22 protein-coding genes, 5 pseudogenes and 1 riboswitch are annotated in these 21,362 nt (G+C 69.4%); of the genes and pseudogenes, 10 read left to right on the top strand and 17 right to left on the bottom strand.

Going from position 1 to position 21,362, the window contains the following annotated elements; translation table 11 throughout:
• Window positions 1-340 precede the first annotated feature (340 nt).
• Entirely contained in the window at window positions 341-1,222 is an 882-nt protein-coding gene (locus IE198_RS33540; RefSeq protein WP_189893592.1) for an MBL fold metallo-hydrolase, read from the bottom strand.
• An 11-nt stretch (window positions 1,223-1,233) separates the two neighbouring features.
• A riboswitch (guanidine-III (ykkC-III) riboswitch) is annotated at window positions 1,234-1,301 on the bottom strand.
• Between the two features lie 472 nt (window positions 1,302-1,773).
• A complete protein-coding gene (locus IE198_RS33535; protein ID WP_189893590.1) occupies window positions 1,774-2,343 on the bottom strand; it encodes a TetR/AcrR family transcriptional regulator in 570 nt (189 codons plus the stop codon).
• Window positions 2,344-2,450: 107 nt separating this feature from the next.
• Here IE198_RS33535 and IE198_RS37045 point away from each other — a divergent pair, with 107 nt between their 5' ends.
• Both IE198_RS37045 and IE198_RS37040 read left to right on the top strand, forming a co-directional pair.
• Window positions 2,451-2,600 (top strand): hypothetical protein, encoded by a 150-nt coding sequence (locus IE198_RS37045; protein WP_189893588.1) that lies wholly within the window; start codon window positions 2,451-2,453, stop codon window positions 2,598-2,600.
• Window positions 2,597-3,124 (top strand): hypothetical protein, encoded by a 528-nt coding sequence (locus IE198_RS37040; RefSeq protein WP_189893586.1) that lies wholly within the window; start codon window positions 2,597-2,599, stop codon window positions 3,122-3,124. Before IE198_RS37045 ends, IE198_RS37040 begins: the two co-directional genes overlap by 4 nt.
• A gap of 51 nt (window positions 3,125-3,175) precedes the next feature.
• Here the strand turns inward: IE198_RS37040 and IE198_RS36855 are convergent.
• The 4 genes and pseudogenes from IE198_RS36855 to IE198_RS33505 all read right to left on the bottom strand — a co-directional run.
• A pseudogene (locus IE198_RS36855) lies at window positions 3,176-3,567 on the bottom strand (four-helix bundle copper-binding protein); the annotation flags it as partial.
• Between the two features lie 146 nt (window positions 3,568-3,713).
• On the bottom strand, window positions 3,714-4,232 hold the full coding sequence (locus IE198_RS33515; RefSeq protein WP_189893584.1) for a DUF4396 domain-containing protein: 519 nt from the start codon (window positions 4,230-4,232) through the stop codon (window positions 3,714-3,716).
• Between the two features lie 218 nt (window positions 4,233-4,450).
• Entirely contained in the window at window positions 4,451-5,077 is a 627-nt protein-coding gene (locus IE198_RS33510; protein WP_189893582.1) for a DUF305 domain-containing protein, read from the bottom strand.
• 123 nt (window positions 5,078-5,200) lie between these two features.
• Window positions 5,201-5,602, bottom strand: a complete 402-nt coding sequence (locus IE198_RS33505) for a DUF6153 family protein (RefSeq protein WP_189893581.1) — start codon at window positions 5,600-5,602, stop codon at window positions 5,201-5,203.
• A gap of 431 nt (window positions 5,603-6,033) precedes the next feature.
• Between IE198_RS33505 and IE198_RS33500 the strand changes: the two genes are divergently transcribed.
• Window positions 6,034-6,690 carry a DUF4360 domain-containing protein gene (locus IE198_RS33500; RefSeq protein WP_189893579.1) on the top strand — a complete coding sequence of 219 codons (657 nt, stop codon included), beginning with the start codon at window positions 6,034-6,036 and terminating at the stop codon, window positions 6,688-6,690.
• A 209-nt stretch (window positions 6,691-6,899) separates the two neighbouring features.
• Here IE198_RS33500 and IE198_RS33495 read toward each other — a convergent pair whose 3' ends face one another.
• The 5 genes and pseudogenes from IE198_RS33495 to IE198_RS35970 form a co-directional block, all read right to left on the bottom strand.
• Window positions 6,900-7,139, bottom strand: a complete 240-nt coding sequence (locus tag IE198_RS33495; RefSeq protein WP_189893577.1) for a hypothetical protein — start codon at window positions 7,137-7,139, stop codon at window positions 6,900-6,902.
• A gap of 939 nt (window positions 7,140-8,078) precedes the next feature.
• Window positions 8,079-8,762: a hypothetical protein gene (locus IE198_RS33490; RefSeq protein ID WP_189893575.1), complete on the bottom strand. Its 684-nt coding sequence runs from the start codon at window positions 8,760-8,762 to the stop codon at window positions 8,079-8,081.
• A gap of 176 nt (window positions 8,763-8,938) precedes the next feature.
• Complete coding sequence (locus IE198_RS33485; RefSeq protein WP_189893573.1) at window positions 8,939-9,157, bottom strand: hypothetical protein; 219 nt, start codon at window positions 9,155-9,157, stop codon at window positions 8,939-8,941.
• 360 nt (window positions 9,158-9,517) lie between these two features.
• Complete coding sequence (locus tag IE198_RS33480; RefSeq protein ID WP_189893571.1) at window positions 9,518-11,158, bottom strand: COG1361 family protein; 1,641 nt, start codon at window positions 11,156-11,158, stop codon at window positions 9,518-9,520.
• Between the two features lie 282 nt (window positions 11,159-11,440).
• Window positions 11,441-11,533, bottom strand: a pseudogene (locus tag IE198_RS35970) (GNAT family N-acetyltransferase); the annotation flags it as partial.
• 70 nt (window positions 11,534-11,603) lie between these two features.
• On the opposite strand from IE198_RS35970, the pseudogene IE198_RS33475 reads away from it, so the two are divergent.
• Window positions 11,604-11,915: pseudogene (locus IE198_RS33475) on the top strand (transposase); the annotation flags it as partial.
• Between the two features lie 52 nt (window positions 11,916-11,967).
• On the opposite strand, the gene IE198_RS33470 reads toward IE198_RS33475, so the two are convergent.
• The gene (locus IE198_RS33470) at window positions 11,968-12,588 is read right to left on the bottom strand and encodes a GNAT family N-acetyltransferase (protein ID WP_189893569.1); all 621 of its coding nucleotides are present in this window, start codon (window positions 12,586-12,588) and stop codon (window positions 11,968-11,970) included.
• Window positions 12,589-12,608: 20 nt separating this feature from the next.
• Window positions 12,609-13,541 (bottom strand): MerR family transcriptional regulator, encoded by a 933-nt coding sequence (locus IE198_RS33465; RefSeq protein ID WP_189893567.1) that lies wholly within the window; start codon window positions 13,539-13,541, stop codon window positions 12,609-12,611.
• Window positions 13,542-14,025: 484 nt separating this feature from the next.
• Between IE198_RS33465 and IE198_RS33460 the strand changes: the two genes are divergently transcribed.
• The 3 genes from IE198_RS33460 to IE198_RS33450 all read left to right on the top strand — a co-directional run bounded on the left by IE198_RS33460 (window position 14,026) and on the right by IE198_RS33450 (window position 15,476).
• A complete protein-coding gene (locus IE198_RS33460; RefSeq protein ID WP_189893565.1) occupies window positions 14,026-14,532 on the top strand; it encodes a hypothetical protein in 507 nt (168 codons plus the stop codon).
• 202 nt (window positions 14,533-14,734) lie between these two features.
• Window positions 14,735-14,998: a hypothetical protein gene (locus IE198_RS33455; protein ID WP_189893563.1), complete on the top strand. Its 264-nt coding sequence runs from the start codon at window positions 14,735-14,737 to the stop codon at window positions 14,996-14,998.
• 94 nt (window positions 14,999-15,092) lie between these two features.
• Entirely contained in the window at window positions 15,093-15,476 is a 384-nt protein-coding gene (locus tag IE198_RS33450; protein WP_189893561.1) for a VOC family protein, read from the top strand.
• A 271-nt stretch (window positions 15,477-15,747) separates the two neighbouring features.
• Here the strand turns inward: IE198_RS33450 and IE198_RS33445 are convergent, their stop codons facing one another.
• The 3 genes and pseudogenes from IE198_RS33445 to IE198_RS36995 all read right to left on the bottom strand — a co-directional run.
• Window positions 15,748-16,728, bottom strand: a complete 981-nt coding sequence (locus tag IE198_RS33445; RefSeq protein ID WP_189893559.1) for an alpha/beta hydrolase — start codon at window positions 16,726-16,728, stop codon at window positions 15,748-15,750.
• Between the two features lie 885 nt (window positions 16,729-17,613).
• On the bottom strand, window positions 17,614-19,113 hold the full coding sequence (locus tag IE198_RS33440) for a SpoIIE family protein phosphatase (protein WP_189893557.1): 1,500 nt from the start codon (window positions 19,111-19,113) through the stop codon (window positions 17,614-17,616).
• Between the two features lie 199 nt (window positions 19,114-19,312).
• Window positions 19,313-19,456: pseudogene (locus IE198_RS36995) on the bottom strand (OB-fold nucleic acid binding domain-containing protein); the annotation flags it as partial.
• A gap of 84 nt (window positions 19,457-19,540) precedes the next feature.
• On the opposite strand from IE198_RS36995, the gene IE198_RS36990 reads away from it, so the two are divergent.
• From IE198_RS36990 to ku, 3 genes are all read left to right on the top strand, one after another.
• Window positions 19,541-19,789 (top strand): ribbon-helix-helix protein, CopG family, encoded by a 249-nt coding sequence (locus IE198_RS36990; protein WP_189893594.1) that lies wholly within the window; start codon window positions 19,541-19,543, stop codon window positions 19,787-19,789.
• Window position 19,790: 1 nt separating this feature from the next.
• Window positions 19,791-20,162, top strand: a complete 372-nt coding sequence (locus IE198_RS33430) for a toxin Doc (RefSeq protein WP_229834782.1) — start codon at window positions 19,791-19,793, stop codon at window positions 20,160-20,162.
• Between the two features lie 78 nt (window positions 20,163-20,240).
• Window positions 20,241-21,170, top strand: coding sequence for a non-homologous end joining protein Ku (gene ku, locus IE198_RS33425; RefSeq protein ID WP_189893554.1), 930 nt, complete (start codon window positions 20,241-20,243; stop codon window positions 21,168-21,170).
• Window positions 21,171-21,193: 23 nt separating this feature from the next.
• Here the strand turns inward: ku and IE198_RS35960 are convergent.
• Window positions 21,194-21,354: pseudogene (locus IE198_RS35960) on the bottom strand (DUF4396 domain-containing protein); the annotation flags it as partial.
• Window positions 21,355-21,362: the final 8 nt, after the last annotated feature.

Here is a 21,362-nt window from a genome sequence, read left to right as displayed (position 1 = left end):
CCTCCGTCCCCCGGTGACACGGCGCTACGCGAGCCGAGGCCACCTGTCGAGACCGCACGGCGAGCGCCGGCCGGTACCACCCCGCCACCCCTGCGAGTGGTCGCGAGGCAGTTGGTCGAGGTGGACGTTGTGGCCGGCGCCGTCCACCGCCGCGTGCGTCATGTGCGGACAGTGCTGCAGGACGGCCGGCCGCAAAGACCTGTGGGTCTGCCCAGCCGCCAGCCCGGACCTGGCCGAGGAAGAGCGGCTGTAAGGACGGCGACGCCCGTACCCGGCGCTGGTCTCCACAGAAAGGGTCACGGAAGTCGATTGGCGTGGAACGCTCGAAGTCTGCGACTGCTCACTCGTCCTTGCGGCAGATGACGAAGCTGGGGAAAGGATGCCGTCCGGGCCGGTCGTCGATCTCATCGATTGCTTCACGGATCTCGCGAAGTTGGCTGACGGTCATCTGCAACGGGGGCTCATCCGGCTGGTAAGTGGTCAGGACCGGGTAGTCCACTCCGGGCTCGTCGGTCATCTCGATGTGACAGCCGAGGATGTGGGTGACCGGTCGGGTGTCGGCGAACGCGATCAAGCGGTCGACAGTTCTGCCGAAGGCGGCCCAGTCCTCCACATACAGCCGCCCGGGGTACACCGTGTCGCCGGTGAGCAGGAATCCGGTGTGTGCGTCGTAGTACGTGACCGCCGCCTCGTGGTGGCCGGGGGTGGCCAGGCACTCCAGCAACCGGCCGCCGAGATCGACCTGGGCCACATGGTCGGGGTCGTCGGCAAACCCGAAGTACTCCCAGGCACCGTTCAGATCCGCCGGCACCACCATGGTCTGAGGACGGTCGGTGAACTGGGCATCGCCCGCGATGTGGTCGTGGTGGGCGTGGGTGTGCAGGACGAGGAGGCAGTAGCCGTTCCGCGGATTTTCGGCCAACCAGCGCCCCACCAGGTCATCGACCACCCGCCGCAGCGGAAAGAACTCGGCGGACTCGGTGGCTCCCGTGTCGATGAGCACGGCTCGGGCGTTGCCGAAGAGCAGGAACAGAAACGGCGCCTCATAGTTGATCGCCATGTTCTGACGCAGGATGAACGTGTGCTCGTCGTACGCGTGGACCTGGATGTCGGGATCGGTGTTGTGCTTCGCCGACGGCGATCCGTGGATCCAGTCGACGTCCAGCGCACGGGGCTCGGGCGCCTCGGTCACGAATTCGACCTGCTGTACGTCTCTGCCCATGACGTCTCCAGAGTGCGTCGTCTTGGCAGGCCGGGTACGGCGCACATCTCGTCCGGGGCAGTCGCTCACGCGCCTCCGAGCGGAATTTACTACGCGCAAACCGGACTGATCAAACGAGCAGTCCTCTGATCCTGAGGCTCGGGCTCGGGAGGAGCCGCATTCCCGAGTGATCGATCGGCCTGCGTCGTGCGTGCCCCGTTGCGGCGCAGGCGGAGGCACGCGCCTGCTCGGCTCGGTGAGCACCGACGGCACCACTGCCGGCGGCTCCTGGCTGGCGCGAAGCGAATGCCGGTCGCCACGCTGGAAGATCACCGATGACATGGACGAGCTGCCGGCATTCATGACTTCCCCGCCGGCACTGACCGGAGCCCGCTTCGTGCCGGGCATCGGCTTGACGCTCATGCTCGCGGGCGTGCGCGGCACCTGCACGCGTACCTGTACCGCCTCGAAGTGTGATTGCGGTACAGGATGGGACGCTTCCGCGCCATGGATCGGGGTGATGTGTGCGTGCTGCGTCTCGGCCTCTGAGTGGACTCGCCTGATCCCGGCGCCTACGGAACCGGGCGCAGCCCGTCCAATGTGACGCCGACGAGTCGGCGGGCGGCGGTCTTGGAAGGAACGCCCGCTGCGGCGGCCAGAGCGTGGAGGCAGTACTGGGCGAGCTCGGCAGGCGGGATGTCGCCGCGCAAGTCGCCGCTGTCGGCGCCTTCGGCGATCAGGGCCTGGACCATGTGCGCGAGATGGCGTTCGGCGTGGGTGAGGTGCCCGCCCTGGTGGAGGAGGGCTGCGAGTTCCCCGCCGTGGCGGCGGCGGGCGATGTCCGCGTACGCCTCGAGGACGGTCCGGAGGCGCTCGGCGGCGGTGCCGGGTTGCTCGGCAGCCGCGGCCAGCTGGTGCAGGTGGGCTGCGGCTTGGCGCTCGTGCCAGGCCAGGAGGACGGCCTCGACGTCGGAGAAGTACTTGTAGAGGGTGGCGCGGCCAATGCCGGTCTTCTCGGCGATCTGCGACATGGTCACCGACCGCAGCCCGCCGGCCTGCACCAGCTCGGTGGTGGTGTTCAAAATGGCCTCGCGTACGGCATGGCGGTGAGCGTCGATGGTCTCGTTCCACAGCTTCGGCACCCCTCAAGGATACGGACGTCCCCCTGGATACACTCCGCCGGGAGAGAGACACTGTGTATCGAAAAAGGTTGGCGCAGTCGGTCTGCGCCCGACTCCTGGAGGACGCCATGGCTGACTCGCCCACCCACCTGGAGGTGCCTGATGATCACCGGACGCCGCGCTGGGTGAAGATCTCTGCGGCAGTGGTGGTCGCCCTGGCCGTGGTGTTCGTGATCGTGCACCTGACCGGGGGCGGCATGGTCGGGCACACGCCGTGAGTCCGTTTCCCGCGCGGCTGCGCAAGGCGACGCTGACCGCGCACATCACCGCGTCCCTCGGCTGGCTGGGCGCGGTCGCGGCCTTCCTCGCCCTGGCCGTCGCCGGTCTCATCAGTGATGCTCCCCAGACGGTCCGGTCGTCGTACGTGGCGATGGAGTTGGTGGGCTGGGGAGTGATCGTGCCGTTGGCCGGCGCCTCGCTGGTGACCGGCGTTGTGCAGTCGCTGGGGACGGTGTGGGGGCTGCTGCGGCATTACTGGGTGATGGCGAAGCTGCTGATCACGGTGCTCGCCACCGTGCTGCTGCTCGTTCACATGCAGCCGGTCGGGCACCTGGCCGATGCCGCGGCCCGGGCCGCACTGGCGAGGGGTGAACTCGAGGGCATGCGGATCCAGCTGATCGCGGACGCGGGAGCGGCCGTCGTGGCTCTGCTCACCGCGGCGGCGCTGTCGGTGTTCAAGCCCCGGGGGATGACCGGCTACGGCATGCGCAGGCAGCGCGGTCGGCGTCAGACGGTGTCCTGACGCTGACCTGGGCCGCCGGAGGGGAAGGCGGCGCCACGGAGCCGGTCGGGCGAGGGTCCGGAGGAGGACGTTGCATGCCTGTTCGCAGGAGCGGCAGGCTTCGGCGCACAGGCGGCAGTGCTCGTGCACGCCGGCGTGCGAGGAGCACTCGTGTCCCGCCACACCGGCCGGACGCCAACATCACCCGCGCGTTTCTCCCCGCGTGCGCGACCGCCTGCAAAGCTTGCGACCGCAGTGGCGTTGCCGGTGCCGGCGCGGTCCATGTCGGTGCGGATGCATCTGGTGAGATCGCCGACCGAGCGCTCCGGCAGGCAGGCGTCCGCCCAGGCGGTACACGCCTGGGCGCAGGCGATGCATTCCTCGGTGCAGTGGGCGGGCCTCTCGCGGTCGACGTCGCCGACGTCGGCCGGGTAGGTGGCGAGCATGTCCTTGACCGTAGCCATCGCGGATCGCCTCCTCGTGCTGCCGGAGGCCGGGGCCGGGACGGCCGCACCTAATCGCCCCGGCCCGTGGCAGCTGGCCACCGACGACCGGCGCAAACGCGTCTCGGGCGCCCCCGTCGGTGCGGGGCCGCCCGAGGCGTTCGGGGTCAGTGGTAGGCGTGGACGACGGCGTGCCCCTTGCCGCGGCCGATCATCCACTTGTTCACGGGCGTGGTGATCACGAATGCGACGGCGAATCCGCCCAGGAGCGCCGACCAGAACAGCCCGTCGGAGAGGTGGGCGTCCATCGCGCCGGGGGTGAGGGCGATGATGCCGTTGTCGACCAGCTCCATCACGGCGATCGAGACGGTGTCGGCGGCCAGCGCCACCTTGACCGCGCTCTTGAAGTCCAGGCCGGCCCGGCGGACCGCGAACAGCGTGAACGAGTAGCCGAAGAGGAACGCCAGCGAGATCGCCAGGACCATGGTCTCGACGTTGCCCCACAGCAGGGCGGTGCCGATGACCATGCCGAGAATCTCGCCGATGGCGCAGCCGGTCAGGCAGTGCAGCGTCGCCTTGGCGGCCGTTGACCAGGACGCCCCGTGCGCGTGGTCGGCGTGAGCGTGGTGACCGGTGTGGGTGGCCGGGTCCTGCGCGGTGCCGGTGTGGTGAGTGCTGCGGTCCATGACCTTCATCCCCATTCCCGTCCAGTGTGGTCCGTTCACCGGGCTCACACCACACTATATACCCCCTGGGGGTATTAATCCAGCGGTGTTCCGTCGTCTGTGACGGTCGGCCCGTAGTAGGCGAGCAGGGGTCCCGGTCCAGTTCTCGAAAGGACAACGACGGATGAAGTTGCCCGGGGCGGGCGCCGGCGGCGCCCGCCCCCTGTCCGGCGGTCCGGTCAGTTCTTGCCGAGCAGATTGTTCATCTGGGTGATCTCGGCCGTCTGGGAAGTGATGATCGCGCCGGCCATCTTCTTGGCCGGCGCGTAGGCACCATCGGCCTGCTCGGTCTTCGCCATCGCCACAGCGCCTTCGTGGTGCTTGATCATCATCTCCATGAAGGCGGTGTCGAACGCCTTGCCGGAGGAGCTCTCGAGTTCGTCCATCTCCTCGGCCGTCATCATGCCGCCCGTGCCGTGCGCGGAGTGATCCATGGCGCCCTCCGCGGGCACCTCCTCGCGCCAGGAGGTCAGCCACCCGGACAGTGTCTTGATCTCCGGGTCCTGGGCCTTCTTGATCTGCCCGGCGAGCTTCTTCACCTCAGCCGACTCGGCCCGGGACGGCGCAAGGTCGGCCATCTCCACCGCCTGTCGGTGGTGCGGGATCATCCCCTTGGCGAACGCGACATCGGCCCCGTTGCGCTGACCTTTCGAGGCCGGCGCCGAGGCGGACGGGGACTTCGTGGTGTGGCCGTCGTGGCCGGCCGAACTGTCACCGTTCCCGCCACAGGCGGCAACGACGAGGACAGCCGCCGCTGCGGCAGCCACGGCGGCGGTACGGCGGACGAGGGATCGCTTGCTGTTCACGGTGCAACTCCTTGTGCGCGCAGCCACGACACAGCGGCGCGCGAGTGATTTTGGGATGAGGGCGTAGGAAAGCGCGGCACCCGTCACCGGAACATCCGGGCAGGGGGTGCCGTGCGGGCCGCTCTATATCCGCAGGAGTTGCAGCTCAGAAAGGTCAGGCGGTGCCCGGCCGCCCTCGGCCGGCGCGGCAGAGCTCGCCGCCGAGGCGGAAGCGGAAGGGGCGTGCATCGGGGCGCTGGTCAGCGCGGGCGGCGCGTACGCGGAGCCGATCCCGGCCGCCGCACACGTTCCGTCCGCGTGATCAAGGTGATCCGAACTGCCGTCCATGTGCGAGCATCTCGCGCTCGCGTGTGGAGTGTCGGCGGCCATGGCCATCACCATCTCGTGCCCGGCATCCGATGGGCCTGTCGGCGTCTCGGTGGGGCCGAGAGCGTGCATGCTGAGCACGCCGGTCAGCACCGCCATCACCAGCAGCACAAACAGCCGCCCGGCGGGGCGGCGGCTCGATCCCGTGCTGTGGGTCATGGGCCCATCGTAGGAGCAGGCCCGTGCGGGACCGTCACCACCGGGGCAGCACCGGGGCGCGAGATGAGGCCCTTCGAGGGCCGCTCGTTCATCGGCCGGCACCGCCATGTCACTCGTCACCGCCGCCCACCTGTGCCTGACCGAACAGCGGAGGAGCCCAAGAGCCCCTGCCTTGGCCTGACCGTCTATCAGGCCCTGGGTCTCCTCCAACACCTCGTCGCCACCTGGACCGGCACCTGCCCCACCTGCCAACAGACCCTGTCATGGCAGCCCCACGACACCACCTGACAAAGCACTACTGGCCCACGTGGCAAGTGTTCGGCGTGGGTCCCGCGACTGCGAGTCACATCATGGTCGACTTTGTGTCGCTATGGGTGACGGCCCCATCGAAGTGGTTCGAGCGGGCGCACTGAGCGATCGGAAGGGACCCCATGTTCAGAACAATGTTCATCGGTGGCGCCACGGCGGCACTTGTTGCCGCCTTCACCCCGTCCTCGGGGACCACGGCGGTCATGAAATCCCCCGCCCCGCCCGACAAGGTCCCCATCGACCTCGTCTCCGTCAACGGCTCGGGCTGCCGACCCGGCAGCGCAACCGTGGCCGTCGCGCCGGACAACACGGCCTTCACCATCACCTACAGCGAGTACCTCGCTCAGGTCGGCAAGGGCGCCAAGCCGACCGACTTCCGCAAGAACTGCCAGCTCGGCTTGAACGTGTACGCCCCGCAGGGCTTCACCTATGCCATCGCCAAGGCCGACTATCGCGGCTTCGCCAGCCTGCAGAACGGTGCGAGCGCCACGCAGCGGGCCAGCTACTACTTCCAGGGCATGTCCCGGACGTCGTACCGCAGCCACCGGTTCCACGGCCCGCTCCAGAACAACTGGCAGGTCTCCGACACAACTGCCATCCACGCCCTCGTCCACAAGCCCTGCGGTGAGGAGCGGAACTTCAACATCAACACCGAGCTGCTCGTGGACGGAGGACGCTCCGACACGACCAACACCACCAGCTTCATGGCGATGGACTCGACAGACGGCAGCTTCACGACCAAGTACCACTTCGCTTGGAAGAAGTGCCCGGCGCGCTGATGCCCGCGTAGCCGGCCCGGCGCCCGACGTGTCGGCCGCCGGGCCGGTTGACCAGACCCAATGCTGCACGTCGCCCGCCAGTTGCCGGTTACTGAGACACACTCCTGGTAGTGCTTTGTCACCTGTCTTGTCACCTTGGGTGCCTGGTGCATCTCTGGGCTGTCGCGCGGTGCTGGGCCGCAGAGGTCCGGCCGAACGTGTTCACCACGTCATGGGGACGCTGGCCGCCGGGGCATGAAGGCATCGCGTCGGTGACCGGACGGGCCTGCCGCCCGCACCGACTGCGAGTCCACGATCGCCGCGGTCGCAACCGGCGTGCGGCCTTCCTTCTCGCGGACCTTGTCACGCAGCCGGTCGTGGAGCTCGGTGAGCAGACCCGTGAGCTGCCAGCGGCGGACGAAGGCCTGCACGCGCCGGTACGGCGGAAAGTCACGGTCAGGTTCGCCCACTTCACGCCGTTGTCGACGTGGTAGCGGACACCTGACGTAGTGCGGGCTCTCGGTGATCACGTGCGGAGGCAGCCCGGCTCGTGGCAGGATGACGGCAAATTGCCCCGAAAGGCCGATGCCGGCATAGGCGTCCGAAGGGCTGCGCGCAAAGCGACGGGTTGGGGAGCTGAGACGTGGTCGCCTTCTACTCCTCCGCGCTGGACGGAGTCGCCGCCAACCCCGCCCTCCCCACACCGCTGCTGCTGCGGCTGATCGCCTTCGACGGCGGGGGCCACGGCCCGCCCTTCCAAGCCCTCCACCGGCCGGGGCTGCCCGAGTCGGCCGTGGCGGCTGTCCTCACCCACCCGGTCCTGGACACGCGAGTCCAGTTCGCGACGAGCGGCCAGGCGGAGCCCGAGCAGCGCGCCCGGCTCGCGGGCGACCCCTCGCCCAAGGTGCGCGCCGCCGTCGCATACGGGCCCGAGTGGACCCACGATCCCCGGACGAAGGTCCGTCCTCTGCCGGACGCCGTGTGCGGGCGTCTCCTCGAAGACCCCGAACCGTCCGTACGGAGCGCGCTGTGCAGTCCGCGACCCCGCCGCCGGCCCCGATCTGATCGAACGGCTCAGCCACGACCCGGATGTCCGGACGCGCCAGGCGGCAGCCGGCGACCCGCGCCTGCCGCTCCACCGGCTCCTCGAGGCCCTCGCCGTGCCCGAGCTGGCCCGCAGCGCGGGTGCCAACCCCGCCCTTCCCCCGGGTGAGATGGCCGTGGTCATGGACGAGGCCGGGGTGCCGGCATGACGAAGCGCGCCTTAATCAACGCGGGCCGGGATGCTCGGGGCCGATCGGCACATGGAGCCGACCGGGGCGGGCAGTCGTCTCCGTTCATTGCCGCCCCCGGGCCGCCTGGCCGGGGTTGGCAAACCGGGTCCCGGACTTCAGTCCGGCAGCCGTTCGTCAGGCGTCGACGAAGTTGGTCAGGATGCAGCCGTCGACGAGTGCTTCCTGGGTCGTGGAGTTGGGCGGAGCCGCATAGTTGGGCGCGCAGTTCAGGCCGAGCGTGCCGAGAGACAGCATGTCCCTCTCGTCGCTGTCGGTGGCGTAAATACGCACGGCGAAGTTCTGGCCGACGAACCAGCGCGTTCGGGGGTCCCCCTCGCCGGCGGCGAGATCGGCTTCCTGGCGGGCCTTGAACTCGGCTTCGAACCGGGCCATGTCGCTGACGACCAACAACACGTGGCCATTACTGGCGCTGCCGTCGACTCCGTCACACGTCGCGCGTTCCTTGATGCCCCACGCGGCGTTCGTCTTCGACATCTCGGCCACCGCGCTGTCCGACGAGGAGCCGTCGATGTCGCCGAAAACCGTGTCCTTGGGCTCCGTCGACGCGTATTCGCACGTCGTCACGTTGCTGATCAGCCGTATCAGTTCGTCCGCGCCGGCAACCGTGGCGAGTTGGGCCTCCACCCCGTCCGTGCCGGCGGTGCCGTTGCCGTCCGCACCGCTACCGGCCTGACCTCCGTTCTTGCCCGTGGACGCCTGACCGCTCTGACTTTCGGACTGACCGCCGTCGTCATCGCAGGAAGTGGCCGTGAGAGCCAGGAGGGCGGCGACGGCCGCAACGGCCTGCTTGGTACGCATCGAGGGACCCTTACGTGAGGTTCTGCAGATCAGTTGAACTCTCGGGAACCTAGCCGAAATGATCAAGGAGCAGCAAAAGACTGCCGGTCGGCGCGTGGGGCGATACCTCCGGAACGCACGAGGAGGGCGGTCACCTGCGTCGGGGTGACCGCCCTCCTCGCTTCTGTGCGGCCGGGTCAGTCGGCCTGCCGCTTGCCCTCGGGGTCGTGCTGGGTGCGCAGACGCCAGTACCTGGCCCCCCGCTCCCACACAACGGTCCCCTCGCTCAGCTTGCCGGAAGGCCTCTTCCGGCGCCCAGGTGCGTCGTCGACGTAGCAGGCCCATACGACCTGGCTGCCGGAGCCGATGACCACGGCGGCGATGGCGCCGTCGTCGGTGAGGGCGCCATCGTCCACGGCGGTGCGGTCGGCCCCGACATTGGGTGCTGAACGGCGTCCGCCACTGGGGGCGCGATGACGCGACAGGGCGAGGGCCGGCAGCACGGGCACGGCACTCGTCCGTCGGCCACGCACGTCTCGTCGGCCTGCTCGGTGCGCCCGCCCGGCCGCACGGACGCCGACGCGTGACGAGGCCCCGGACGAAGCGTCGTCCGGGGCCATCGAGGCCACCTCCCGGAGGCTACGGCAGCGGCCCCATTGTGGGCATGCGCACCTCCGCACCCATGACTACGGTGGCCACGACCGCCAATATCGCGGCGGTGCGCAGGCAGGGCGCGCCAGCGGTCGACGACTTCGCCACCACTCGCTTCGGCTCCTTCACGTCAGAGGCCCTGCCGTGGCCCGGGCCCTGCGCCGGCGGACCGTGGCCATCAGCAAGGCGCCCGCGATGAGGGCCGCCACGCTTGCACAGGCGAACGCCAGTGTGCCGCTGCTGCCGGTCTTGGCAAGGGCGCCCGTGGTGTCCGTGGTGTCCGTGGTGTCCGTGGTGTCCTGGGGCAGGCCCGTGGTCTGGGGCTGCGGCTGGTTGCCGCCCGAGCCCGCTGAACCACCGGTTCCCGCAGCGCCCTTCACATGCACCGTGAAGCGAGCCGTGTTGTTGGCCTTGTTGCTGTCGTACGCCAGCTCCCCGCCGTTCACAGACATGGCGCGAACCTCGCCGGTGGTCCCGGTGGTCCCGGTGGGCGCGTCCTTGTCGATCTTCACCGTGAACGGCAGCGTCGCGACTTGGCCGACGGTGAACGGCGAGCCGATGGCGCAGATGTACTGCGGGGCGCCGAGACCCGGTTCGCCCATGCCTCCGCCCGTCCAGGGACGGCAGCGCTCCGGTACCTTCACCGCCGTCGTGTCCTTGGGGATGTCGACCAGCAGCCCGAGTTGGTCGTCGGAGGTGAGGAGGTTGAAGGACGCGGGGCCGTTGTTGCGGACCTTCGCCGTCAGTGTGACGGCGTCGCCGGGCTCGGCGGTGGCGTTGTCGCCGGTGACCGCGATATCGGCGGTGTTGGCCGCGTTGATCGCCCACAGCGCGTGGTCCGTCCCGGACGTGGCCGGCGGCGCGCTGCCGTCCGGCACGAGCGCGAGCACGCTGCCGCTGCTCGCGGTCGTCGGCACGGTGGCGGCCATGGGTTTCACCCCGTAGTCCAGGAATTCGAAGAGCGCCGTCTTCTTGACGTCGAGGCCCACCGGCGTGGAAAGCCGGTACCGCTTGCCCGGCTCGACGGCTGTGCTGATGTGGCACACCGCTTGGTCCAGCGTCTGGCCGGACGCGGCGGGGATGTCGTCGGTCGTGCCGTACGTGCAGTTGGAGAACCGCTGCGCGAAGCCGAGACCCGGGGTGGCGGCGAGTCGCAGGTCCACGCCCTGAGCCGTCAGCGAACCGGTGTTGGCGATCGTGATGGGCGCGTCGAGAGAAGTGCCGGGCTCGGCGGTGTCCGTTCCGGGAATTCTGTTGAGGATCAGCCCGACCGCGCCGACGGTGACCTTCACGGTGATGCCGCCGACACTGGCATTGGAGGACGTGGCGTAGAGCCGCGCTGTGCCCGTCGTACCGAGCGGGGCGCTCGGCTTGGCATTCACGTCGAGGATCCCGCCGGCGAATCCGTCCGGCGCGATGTCCTTGGCGGGCCAGGAGCACACGTCGTCCGGGCAGTCCATGCCTCCGACGTCGGTGAAGGAGGAGATGCCGGACACGTCGATGCTCACCACCACGTCCTCGGCGGTCCCGCCGTCCGGGTCACCTTCCAGACCCCAGCTGATCTGCGGCGGGTCGGTCCTGTCGGCGGGCTGCGGCAGGCCGATCTCGTCCCTGACGACGGTGAGGCTCAGGACGGGGCCGTCCTGAGCGTCGAGGGTGCCTGTCGGGGCCGCGTGCGCGGGAGTGCCGACGAGTACGGCGCCGAGGAGTGGAACCGTGATGGCGGCCAGGGATGCGGACCATCTGCGTCGGGTACGTGGTGACATCTCGCGGATACCTTTCCGTCAACCGGAGTTGGCTCTCCGGTGACTTGTGCGACGGGTGGGATCCGCAAATGGTTGTGCCGATCGGGCGAGCAGCCCGACTGCGCGACCGAAGGCGCGGTCGGCCCGGTGCTGCGCGGGGCGACGGCCGGCGAACGTGAGTCGGCGTCACCCCCCGGCTCAGACCGGCCCGAAGACCTGGTCGGAGCACACTCTCCCACTGGACCCAACGCTCCCGCAGACGGTTCACGCACCGAGCCGCCCCACGGCCGGGGCAGGAGCCACTCAGTCGCCTCGGACGCAGGCATGCAGATGCATGTCATGTCGGCCGTCGTCATGCACGGCGGCGCTGCGCCTGATGCCTTCCAGGAGGTAGCCGACTGCTGCGCGACCGCGCCCGCCGGGGCATGCGCGCCCCGGTGCAGGCCGTCGCCGCGTTCGCCGGCAGTACGACGCGAAGTGCCCCAAGGCCGCAAGAAGATCACCGATGACGAGGACGAGCTGCTGGCGTTCTTCGACTTTCCGGCCGAGCACTGGCCGCATCCGAGGGCGACGAATCCGATCGAGTCGACGTTCGCGACCCGTGAGGCTGCGGACGAAGGTGACCAAGGGAACCGGCCGCCGGGCCGCCGGGCCGGCCATGGTCTTCAAGCTGGTCGAGTCCGGCCAGGCCCGCTGGCGGGCCGTGAACGCACCCCACCTCGTCGCTCTGGTCCGTGCCGGCGCCCGCTTCGAACCCGGCCACCTCGTCGAACGCCCCGAGACCTCGCGGCGTGAGCAGCCCCAGCCGATCCGCAGAAGACGGGCGGATCTCAGGCATCGGTGCGCCGTATGTGCAGGTGGCCATCGCGGGGAAAGGAGGGCGGCGCCGCGGGCAGGACTCTGTCGAAGTCGTAACGGCTCTTCTGCGCGACCCGGCACGAGGCCGGGTTGTCCACCTGGTGCAGGAGTCCGAGACGCTTCAGCCCGTCGGCTGCGAAGGTGTCGAAGGCCCAGCCGGTGAGCGCCTCCAGAGCGCGGGGGGCAACTCCCTTCCCACGAGCGTGCGCCGCGGTCCAGTAGCCCACTTCGGCCGCCGGTTTGCCGGAGGTGACATCCTTGAGGACCACGTTGCCCACCAACTGAGCGCCAGCTGGGCCGGGTTGTTCCTCAAGGACCGCGAAGCCGAACCGGTCTCCCGTTGCCCAGCCCCGCTGCTGAGCCTGCACCCACCGCGCCCCGTCAGCATCGTTCTCGACGGGAGAGCTCGTCCGGTGGCGCAATGCGGGATCCCGACACACCTCGACCAGTGCGGCAACGTCCTCCATGCACCAGGGGCGAAGAACGAGAGCGGGAGAGTTCGGCGTCGCGGCCACCTGAAGTACGACGGGGACATGCACCAACCGATCATATGCGGCGGCATTCTCACCCGACGCCAACCGTGTCCGCCCCATGCCGCTGTGCGACCACCCTTTCATCGCTGTATCCGGACGCGCAGAGCCCGGACGGACCAGTCGAACACCGGCGCCAGACTCTCCGGGATCGGCCAGCCGTTGACCACCGCGAGCAGCTGAAAGTAGCGCTCCCTGCGGGGGTCGTTCACACTCTCCAGCCGAGTCGACAGTCGGCGGCGAAGCTCGACGTCGTCGGGGCGGCCGAGGAGGCGCGCGTAGTGCGCCGTGAGCATCGCGACGATCGGATCGGCTTGGGGGGAGGCCGGGTCGATGCCGGCCACCAGGGCCGGGCCGACCTGGTCACGGACGGTTGCGGCAAAGTCGCGGCGCGGGACGGCGCTTTGGGCCTGCTCGGCTGCCTGGTCCTCGGCCATCCGCCGCACGTCGGCGCGGAAATCCGGGTCAAGGGACAGCTCCGCCAACTCCACCCATGCCTGGACCTGCTCCGCCTCGGGGTTGTCGGGCAGCTCGGGGGTCATCGAGCGCATGACCCCCGCGAATGCGGGGGCGGCGCCAAGACCGCCGAAGACGGCGTCGAGGAAAACGCCGATCAGACGTCGGCGCTCGTCCTCGGAGAGCTGGGCCAGCTGGTGCATGAGTTTTGTCTCCTCAGGCGTGGACCCGCGCTCGGCCACCGCCGTCAGCACCGCGCGCCGCAGGCGCAGGACGCGGATCTGCACTGCCAGTGCTTCGGCGTGCGCCGCGGCGACCTCGGGAAGCGAGAGTTCCCGGTCCACGACCTTGCGGATCGTGGGCAGGTCCAGTCCCAGCTCGCGCAGGGTACGCACGAGCTCCAGGCGAGCGACAGCGCCGGTGTCGTAAAGGCGGTAGCCCGTCGGGCCGCGGTCCGTCGGCACCACGATTCCGCGATCGGAGTAGAACCGGATCGTCTTGACCGTGAGACCGGTCCGCCGGGCCAGTTCGCCGATCGAGTAGAGCGTGTCGCCGTCCATGCCCCCACCTTTGCGTCTCCCCCTACTGGAGACTCAAGCCCCTCCGCCTGCCGACAGCCAACCACTCCTCATCCACAAGCCTTGGCAATTCCTCACCAGCGTCTTCCAGCACGGCGCCGGCGTCGGGACCGATGTGAGGTCGTGCAGAGACCACGAGCAACGGGAACAGACGGGCAGTGCGCCCTGCCTGGTGCAGCGCCGTCAGCGTCGTCGAGCGGCAAGGAGGTTGTGGCCGACGAGGGGTGGGTACGTCACCGGGATCCAATGAAGGGGGATCAGGAGTGAAGAGGAGTCCGGCGGACTCGGGGGGCGGAAGGTGTCAGCGACAACAGGCGTTTTCCCGCGGACTGTCGAGACACGGGGGGAAGCAGCCGTGAGTGACCGTTACAGAGACTTTGTCGTATCACCGGACACGAGCCGGTTCGGACGCGTGGCATGGGCGATCGTACCGGCCGCCATTTTGCCGGGCATCAGCTTGACGCTCATGCTCGCGGGCGGACGCGGCACCAGCGAGGGACTCGGGCCGACGGCCGTACCGGCAGCCGTCGTTCTCGTCGCGCTCCCGTTCCTGTGGTACGTGACCTACGCAGTCCTGCACACCGTTAACTCGTACGTGGCAGTCGTGGACGGCGCCATTGTGGTGCGCAACTGGGCGCGTCGGCTGACCACCGTCGAAGGGCCCGGCTTCCTGGTCCGCACCCATATCGACTCCAGCGGCATCGCCGGCGAGGTGCTCATCGTGGGTGACGACCACGCCGCCGTGATGCTCAATCCCCGGCAGTGGCGTGAAGCCGAACTCAATCGGGTGTGGCGTAATGCGGCTCTTCAGCAGCAGCCCGGAGGCATACCAACTCCACGTGAGTTGCGCGGGCGTTACCCGACCATCCGGATACCCCTTTACATCCGGCACCCCGGCATCGTCTACACCTTCTGGACCCTTCTCGTCATCCTCTACATCGGAATAGTGGTCAACGTCTTCGCCCGCATCTGATGAGGCGGCGACGGGGCCCAGCCGGCCGGGCCACCGATGTTCGGACGGTCAGGCCTGGCCGAGTCGCAGGGCACGGGTCTGCGCGGCGGTGTCGAGCGGAAGGCTCATTGTTCCGTACGTGGAGTACCTGCGAACCGGGCCCCACGCTGCTCCCTGCCCGATTCCCCGGCGACGCGCGAACGTCGCTGCGGCAGCAGGTTGCATGAGCGCGAGGGTGCCGGCCGAAGGTCGGGAGCACGGCGGCGCACCCGGCGCGGGTGCGGACAGCTGGGTCGCCCGGTCCTTCGACGCTCCGCCCGCCGATCCGCTCGTGGAACCCGTGCTGTTCAGCACCGTTATCCACCTGCTCGAACACCCCGGCGGGGACGCGGTCCTGGCCCGCCTGCTCTCCCTGCAGGCAGCACTCCGGCACGGGGTCGAGACCGCTATCTGCGAAAGCCGGAGCGGCAGCGCAGCAGCTGGTTGAGCCAGCCGGCCGAACGACAGCAAACCACGCTCAGCGGGCTGTCAGCCTTGCCTGTGCTCCTCGATACTCGGGTCGTCTACGTACACTGACGGGCATGGCATGCCGCATCAGTGAGCTCGTCATCGACGCCGCCGACCCCGACCGGCTCGCCGCATTCTGGAGCGAGGTCCTCGGCTACGTCGAACTCGGCCGGGAGGACGACGGAAGCATCGAGATCGGGCCGCCCGACGCCGGCTTCGGCGGCCCGCAGCCCACCCTCGTCCTCAGCCCCAGCAGCGAACCGCGGACCGGGAAGCTCCGACTGCACATCGACGTCAACGCCACCGACCGCGACCAGGACGCCGAGTTGGAGCGGCTGCTCGCTCTCGGCGCCAGGCCCGTCGACGTCGGCCAGACCGGCACCGAGAGCTGGCACGTCCTGGCCGACCCGGAAGGCAACGAGTTCTGCCTCCTGCACGCCCGGCTCCAGCCCCTCTGACCACCTGCGTCCTGGCGCAAGCCGCTCGGCCGTTCGAGTAGTGATCCGCGCCGGCAAGCTCGCCAGCAGGTCCGCGTCTGTCGAGGTCGCGCTGCGGCCGGCTCCGAGTCTGGGAATGTTGGACCCGCCGGGGAGTCCGGGAAAGACCGATACGGGTGGGGGTAGGTGAGCCACAAGCTCGGCCAGGACACGCTGCTGCGCGGAAGATGTCGGGCACCGTCGCCGCGGCGGAGAGGTCGACTGTTTCGGGTCGGCACCGGTCTCCGCGAGGTCACGACCGCAGCTGGTCCTCAGTCGATGTGTCCCAGCCCGGCATGCTGTCGTGCCGTCTGTCCTTGAGGCTCAGGCACTCCTCAAAGAAGGCGAGGGCCTTGAGGTGGTACGCGCGGGCGGCCCAGCCGAGGCTGATGTTGTGGCCGGCCTGCGGCAGGCGGTCGAGGACGATCCGCGGGGCGGCGGACAGCAACGCGGTCAGGTCGGTGAGGTCGTCCTCGCCGTGGCTCCACCAGGCCTCGTGTTCGGCGAAGGTGAGCCTGACGGGGACGCGGACACGCGGCAGGATCGCCGCCGACAGTCTTGTCCAGCCGGCCACCGTGCTGATCTCTTGTGCGGGCATGGGCGCCACCACCTGCTGGCTCGCCCTGAACGTCTGCGTCGGGTACAGGCTCAGCGGCCCCCAGTTCAGCAGCCGCAGGCTGCCCTCACGGTCGCACCCGACGAGGTTGGTGCTCACAGCCAGGCGGCGCCCGCACCCGGAGACATCCATGCCCAGCAGGTCCGGCGTGTCCCAGTCGGCGGCGGCCGCGAAGGCCACCTTGGCACCGAAGGAATGCGCCAGCAGGAACGTGTCGGAACCGGGTGCATGGCGTGCCGTGAACGCCTGGACGGCGGAGCGCACGGCGGCCGCTTGGACGGTCAGCCGTTGCCCTGCGGGCAGGCGTGCGGCCGAGGCACCGTAGCCGGGCCGGTCCAGCGCCAGCACCGTGTACCCCAGGCGTGCGCCAAGAGCCAGTAAGGACACGTCCGGATGCGCCTGTCCGTCGAAGTACCCCCCGTTCATACCGCCACCGTGCAAGGCGACGATCACTGCGCGCGGGGCCTCCTGCGCGGGTTCACTGAGCAGGCCGGACAGGATGATGCCACCCGCGTCGACGGTGATGGGGCGGACGCCGGTTGAGCTCCGCCGGTGATACGGCTCCGGCCCAGCCGCCGATCTCACGGCCGCGGGCTGCACGATGGGGCCGTCAAGCATAGAAGTCCTCAACACCCGGCAGACGCCAATCGCGCTTCGCCGGGGGCAAGGGGATGACCGTCCGCACCTCGTGCTCCCGCACCGGCCCTCCTTGCGCCACTCGCGGCCGGGCAGCCCGTGGATCGGTGAAGCCGGCCGATGGTTCGTCCGACGACCCAGCGGCGGCGCTGGACGACGAATGCCTCGGTGGCCGGGTCGCGGCGGACGACTTCTCAGGCCGCCTGATCACTCCGTCTCCGCTCGCCGTACGGAGTCGTGCTGCGACACGAGCACGTGTGCAGGTTCGGCGCTGTGGGCGGCACCGCCGCTCACAGTCCCCATCTCCGGTATCTCCGGCTTGCAGGCAGGCGCTGCCGGCCTGGGGCGCAGCTGGTGGCGGCGTCGCCGCTGCCAGGGATGCGGGCACCGGCGTCGCGGCAGGCAGCGTCATGGCGGCGGCACAGCAGCACGCGCGCGAAGCAGTCATGCAATAGGCCTATCCAGTCGCACCGGACAGCGGCGGTCACCGCGCCGCTCCACAGCAAGCATTCACCCACCCAGCGGTGACTGGAGCATCGACAGCGGCCCCGAAAGCCGGCAGTCCCACGGCTGGCTGCCCTTCGACGCCCCTGGAAGCGGGGTGTTCGCGAGTTCCCGGCCAGGGCCTTCTTGGTTGATTGATCGGGTTCACGCTGTGCGCACCCGTCCGGCGCAGCCCGGCGGGGGCCAGTCCCTCACGAGGACGGTTCGCCCGACACTCAGCCCGCACTTGGACCGGGACGAGCCGTCCAAGTCCGGCGAAGTCCCTCGCGTAGCGACGCCGCAGGTGCCCATGAGGGAAGGCGTCCGCGGGCCTGGCAGCCGGTGCTGTTCAGCCATGCTTGACCCTCATGCCTACTGATCGCCTCACCCAGCAGGGTGAGGAGCGGCCCGGGCGATGAGCAGGGCTACGTCGTCGCGGTCACCCTCGGCACGCAGGGTCCGCAGCAGCAGGTCGCAGGTGTCGTCCAGCGAGCGGCCGGGGTCGTCGAGGACGTCGAGGAGAGCGTCCAGGCGCTCGTCGATGGGCTGGTCCCGGGTCTCGACGAGGCCGTCGGTGTAGAGGACGAGCTGGTCGCCCGGCCCGATGTCGAGGCGGGTCGTGTCGAAGGAGATGCCGCAGCCGCCCAGGGGTGCGCCGGTGGGCAGCTCGAGCAGTTCGCGGGTGCCGTCCGGGCGGAGGAGGACGGGCGGGAGGTGTCCGGCCAGGGAGATGTGACATTGCGCGGTGCGGGGGTCGAAAACGGCGTACACGCAGGTTGCGATGGTCTCGAGACCGTCCGTGATGTGGTCGAGGTGGTGCAGGACCTGGGCGGGGGCCAGGTCGACTTCGGCCAGCGTCCTGGTGGCGGTGCGCAGCTGTCCCATGCTGGCTGCGGCCGCGACGCCGCTGCCCATGACATCGCCGACGACGAGGGCGGTCTTGTCGCCGGTCAGGGGGATGACGTCGAACCAGTCGCCGCCGATTTCGATGGTGGCCTGTGCGGGGCGGTAGCGGAAGGCGATGTCGAGACCAGGTCGCTGTGGGGGAGGATCGGGAAGCAGACTGCGCTGGAGGGTGAGGGCGGTACGGCGTTGTTCTTCCATGGCGCGGTGCCGGTCGGTGACGTCCACGCTGGAGGTGGCCACTCCCAGCACTTTCCCGTTGGGGGCTTCGAGCCGGTAGAACGAGATCGACCAGGCGTGATCGTTGTCCGGGTCGGCCGCCGTGCGGCCGACGGTGTACTGGTCCAGGATCGGCTCCCCGGAGGCGAGCACGTCGCGCATCGCCGCTGCGAAGGACTGGTCCAGGAAGGGCAGCACCTCGTGGACGTGGTGGCCGACGTGCTCGGCGGCCGGCACGCCGTTCATCCGTTCCTCGGCGGGGTTGACGGAGATGTACCGGAGATCGGTGTCCAGCATGGCCAGACCGATCGGTGACTGGGACACCAGCTGGGCGGACAGGGCCAGGTTCCGCTCCATCTGCCGCAGCGTCGCCTGGTCCGTGGCCAAACCCAGCGCCCAGTAGTCGCGCCGGTCGTCCTGGAGTCGCATGTTGCGGAACTCCACCAGTCGCGTGCTGCCGTCCTTGTGCCGGACCGGGAAGACTCCTGCCCAGCTCTCTCCGTCCTGCATGACCTGGGCGAACAGCGCCAGCACGGTGTCGAGGTGCTCCTTGTCGATCAGCAGGTGACCCGCGTACTGGCCCAGGGCCTCCTCGGCGCTGTAGCCGAACAGATCCTCGGCCTGCGGGCTCCAGAGATCGATCCTGCCCTGGGCATCGAGGAGGACAGCGGCCACATTCAGCACATCCAGCAGGCCACCCGGCCTGGACGTAACCACACCCGGCCTGTCGGGATCGCCCCGGAAGGGTTCGGTCGCACCCATTGCCCAGGCTCCCTTCCGGCCCCCGAGCGGGCCGCCGCCTGCCGGGACCGGGGCCCATGTGCCGACGTTCCATGGGTCCGGCCCACACCCATCGTCCCCTTCGCCACCCGCGCGCGCACGCCAACCGCCTGGCGAAGAGTCAACGCGAGAGGCACCCTTCTCCCACCCTCGACAGCCCTCGCACCGGGGCGGCATCGCCGCGAACGTCGGCGACCAGGAGTTTCTCACCCGCGTGCATGGCCGGCAGGTGAGCGGCGTCCGTCGCGACGAGCTCGCGCAGCAGTCGGTGATGGTGGTCCATGAGGTGGCGGGTGACATCGATGGACAGCACGTCCCGCTCGGCGACATCTGCTCCTGCACTTCGATGTCGACGGAAATTACCGCTCGACCAGCACCTGTGCTGTACGCCTTGCTGTACGGTCGACGTATGTCGAAGCCAGTGACGATCCGGGTCGATGACCAGCTGCACGCACTGCTCAAGGAGCGCGCCGAAGCCGAAGGCACCACGGTCACCGCGCTGATCACCCGCGCCGCGCATGACGCCGTCCGCGATCCCCGCCTCAACGGTGCCGCCGAAGTCTTCCGGAGCTTCGTCAACGACCACGCCGACGCGTTCGACGCCGCCTTCCCCGAAGATGCACCCTCCCGGCTCGACGTACCTGGACGGGCCGCCTGACGTGGAGTTCTACGTCGACATCCGCTGGCTCCTCGAGCGCCAGGCGGAGCTGCTGCCCAAGCACCCCTCCATCCACGACTTCTCCGGCCTGGTCGCCGCCGTCGGCCGGCACCGAGTCAACACCCCACAGATCGGCGCAGTCGTCGACAACGCCTGGCGCGCGGCCACCCTGATGCACACCGTGATCCGCCTGCGGCCGCTGCCCGCCCGCAACGCCCTGTTCGGCGCGGGACTGGTCGTCGCCTACATGGCTTCCGCCGACGAGGGCATCGACGCCCCCTACGGCGCGCTCGTCGACCTCGCTCGCGACATCGACACCGGCCGCTGCGATGCGTACGACGCGGCCGACCGCATCCGCTCCTGGCGCATCTGACCCTTCTCGCTCAGACGCGCCTTGCCGCGCGCGCCGCCGTACGCTGGCCTTGCTCGGGGCTTTCACGGAGGTCTCGTCATGCCCCGTCCCATCTGGAGCGGCGCCATCTCGTTCGGGCTGGTCACGATCCCGATCAAGGTCGTTCCCGCCACGGAGAACCACAGCATCTCCTTCCGGCAGGTGCACCTGGAGGACGGCGGCCGGATCCGGTACCGCAAGGTGTGCGAGTTGGACGGGAAGCAGCTGACCGACGACGAGATCGTCAAGGGGTACGAGGTCGCCAAGGACACGCTGGTCGCGATCACGGACGAGGACCTTGCGGACATGCCGCTGCCGACGGCGAAGGCGATCGAGATCGTCGCGTTCGTGCCGGCGGAGTCGATCGACCCGGTACGGATCGGCGATTCCTATTACCTGGAGGGCGACGGCCAGGTCGCGGTCAAGCCCTACAAACTGCTGAGGCAGGCCCTGCAGCGGTCGTCGAAGGTCGCTGTGGCGAAGTTCGCGCTCCGCGGCCGCGAGCGTCTCGGGCTCCTGCGCGTCAAGGAGGACGCCCTGGTCCTTCACTCGATGCACTGGCCGGACGAGATCAGGTCCCCGCAGTCGCTGGCGCCACCGCCGGTGGAGATCGACGATTCGGAGGTCGATGGTGCCCTCGCGCTGATGGATGCCATGGGGGAGGAGGACATCTCCCACTACACCGACCACTACCGGGAGGCCCTCGAGGAGGTCATCGCCGCCAAGGCGGAAGGCAAGCAGCCGGCCCCCGCCCCGGAAGCCCCGGAGAAGGGCGGGCAGATCGTCGACCTGATGGCCGCCCTCAACGCCTCTGTCGCGCAGGCGCGTGAGTCCCGCGGCGAGGACGAGCACGCCACCGTGCACGAGATGCCCAAGCCGAAGAAGACCGCCAAGAAGACGCCCGCGAAGAAGACCGTGGCCAAGAAGACGGCTGCCAAGAAAACGGCTGCCAAGAAGACCACCGCCCGGCGCAAGCCCCGCGCCTCCTAGTGCAGCCGCCGCGGTGACATGACGTTGTCGTCCGGCTCCATCAGCGCGATGGAGCCGGTGTCGGTGGCGAGTGCGACCTTGATCGCGTCTTGAGGTCCAGGCCGGCCCGTCGGACCGCGAACAGGGTGAAGGAATAGCCGAACAGGAACGCGAGCGCGATAGCCAGGACCTTGGTCGGCACGTTGCAGGACT

Origin of the sequence: Streptomyces xantholiticus, assembly GCF_014651015.1 — a bacterium.
Lineage (GTDB): Bacteria > Actinomycetota > Actinomycetes > Streptomycetales > Streptomycetaceae > Streptomyces > Streptomyces xantholiticus.
This window is presented reverse-complemented; position numbering and strand designations above follow the sequence as displayed.

Bases quoted from the DNA above. Each gene is read 5' to 3' on its own strand.
- IE198_RS33540 (WP_189893592.1), bottom strand. From the start codon at position 1,222: ATGGGCAGAGACGTACAGCAGGTCGAATTCGTGACCGAGGCGCCCGAG.
- IE198_RS37045 (WP_189893588.1), top strand. From the start codon at position 2,451: ATGGCTGACTCGCCCACCCACCTGGAGGTGCCTGATGATCACCGGACG.
- IE198_RS33515 (WP_189893584.1), bottom strand. From the start codon at position 4,232: ATGGACCGCAGCACTCACCACACCGGCACCGCGCAGGACCCGGCCACC.
- IE198_RS33505 (WP_189893581.1), bottom strand. From the start codon at position 5,602: ATGACCCACAGCACGGGATCGAGCCGCCGCCCCGCCGGGCGGCTGTTT.
- IE198_RS33500 (WP_189893579.1), top strand. From the start codon at position 6,034: ATGTTCAGAACAATGTTCATCGGTGGCGCCACGGCGGCACTTGTTGCC.
- IE198_RS33490 (WP_189893575.1), bottom strand. From the start codon at position 8,762: ATGCGTACCAAGCAGGCCGTTGCGGCCGTCGCCGCCCTCCTGGCTCTC.
- IE198_RS33480 (WP_189893571.1), bottom strand. From the start codon at position 11,158: ATGTCACCACGTACCCGACGCAGATGGTCCGCATCCCTGGCCGCCATC.
- IE198_RS33470 (WP_189893569.1), bottom strand. From the start codon at position 12,588: ATGGGGCGGACACGGTTGGCGTCGGGTGAGAATGCCGCCGCATATGAT.
- IE198_RS33465 (WP_189893567.1), bottom strand. From the start codon at position 13,541: ATGGACGGCGACACGCTCTACTCGATCGGCGAACTGGCCCGGCGGACC.
- IE198_RS33460 (WP_189893565.1), top strand. From the start codon at position 14,026: ATGCTCGCGGGCGGACGCGGCACCAGCGAGGGACTCGGGCCGACGGCC.
- IE198_RS33455 (WP_189893563.1), top strand. From the start codon at position 14,735: ATGAGCGCGAGGGTGCCGGCCGAAGGTCGGGAGCACGGCGGCGCACCC.
- IE198_RS33450 (WP_189893561.1), top strand. From the start codon at position 15,093: ATGGCATGCCGCATCAGTGAGCTCGTCATCGACGCCGCCGACCCCGAC.
- IE198_RS33445 (WP_189893559.1), bottom strand. From the start codon at position 16,728: ATGCTTGACGGCCCCATCGTGCAGCCCGCGGCCGTGAGATCGGCGGCT.
- IE198_RS33440 (WP_189893557.1), bottom strand. From the start codon at position 19,113: ATGGGTGCGACCGAACCCTTCCGGGGCGATCCCGACAGGCCGGGTGTG.
- IE198_RS36990 (WP_189893594.1), top strand. From the start codon at position 19,541: ATGTCGAAGCCAGTGACGATCCGGGTCGATGACCAGCTGCACGCACTG.
- ku (WP_189893554.1), top strand. From the start codon at position 20,241: ATGCCCCGTCCCATCTGGAGCGGCGCCATCTCGTTCGGGCTGGTCACG.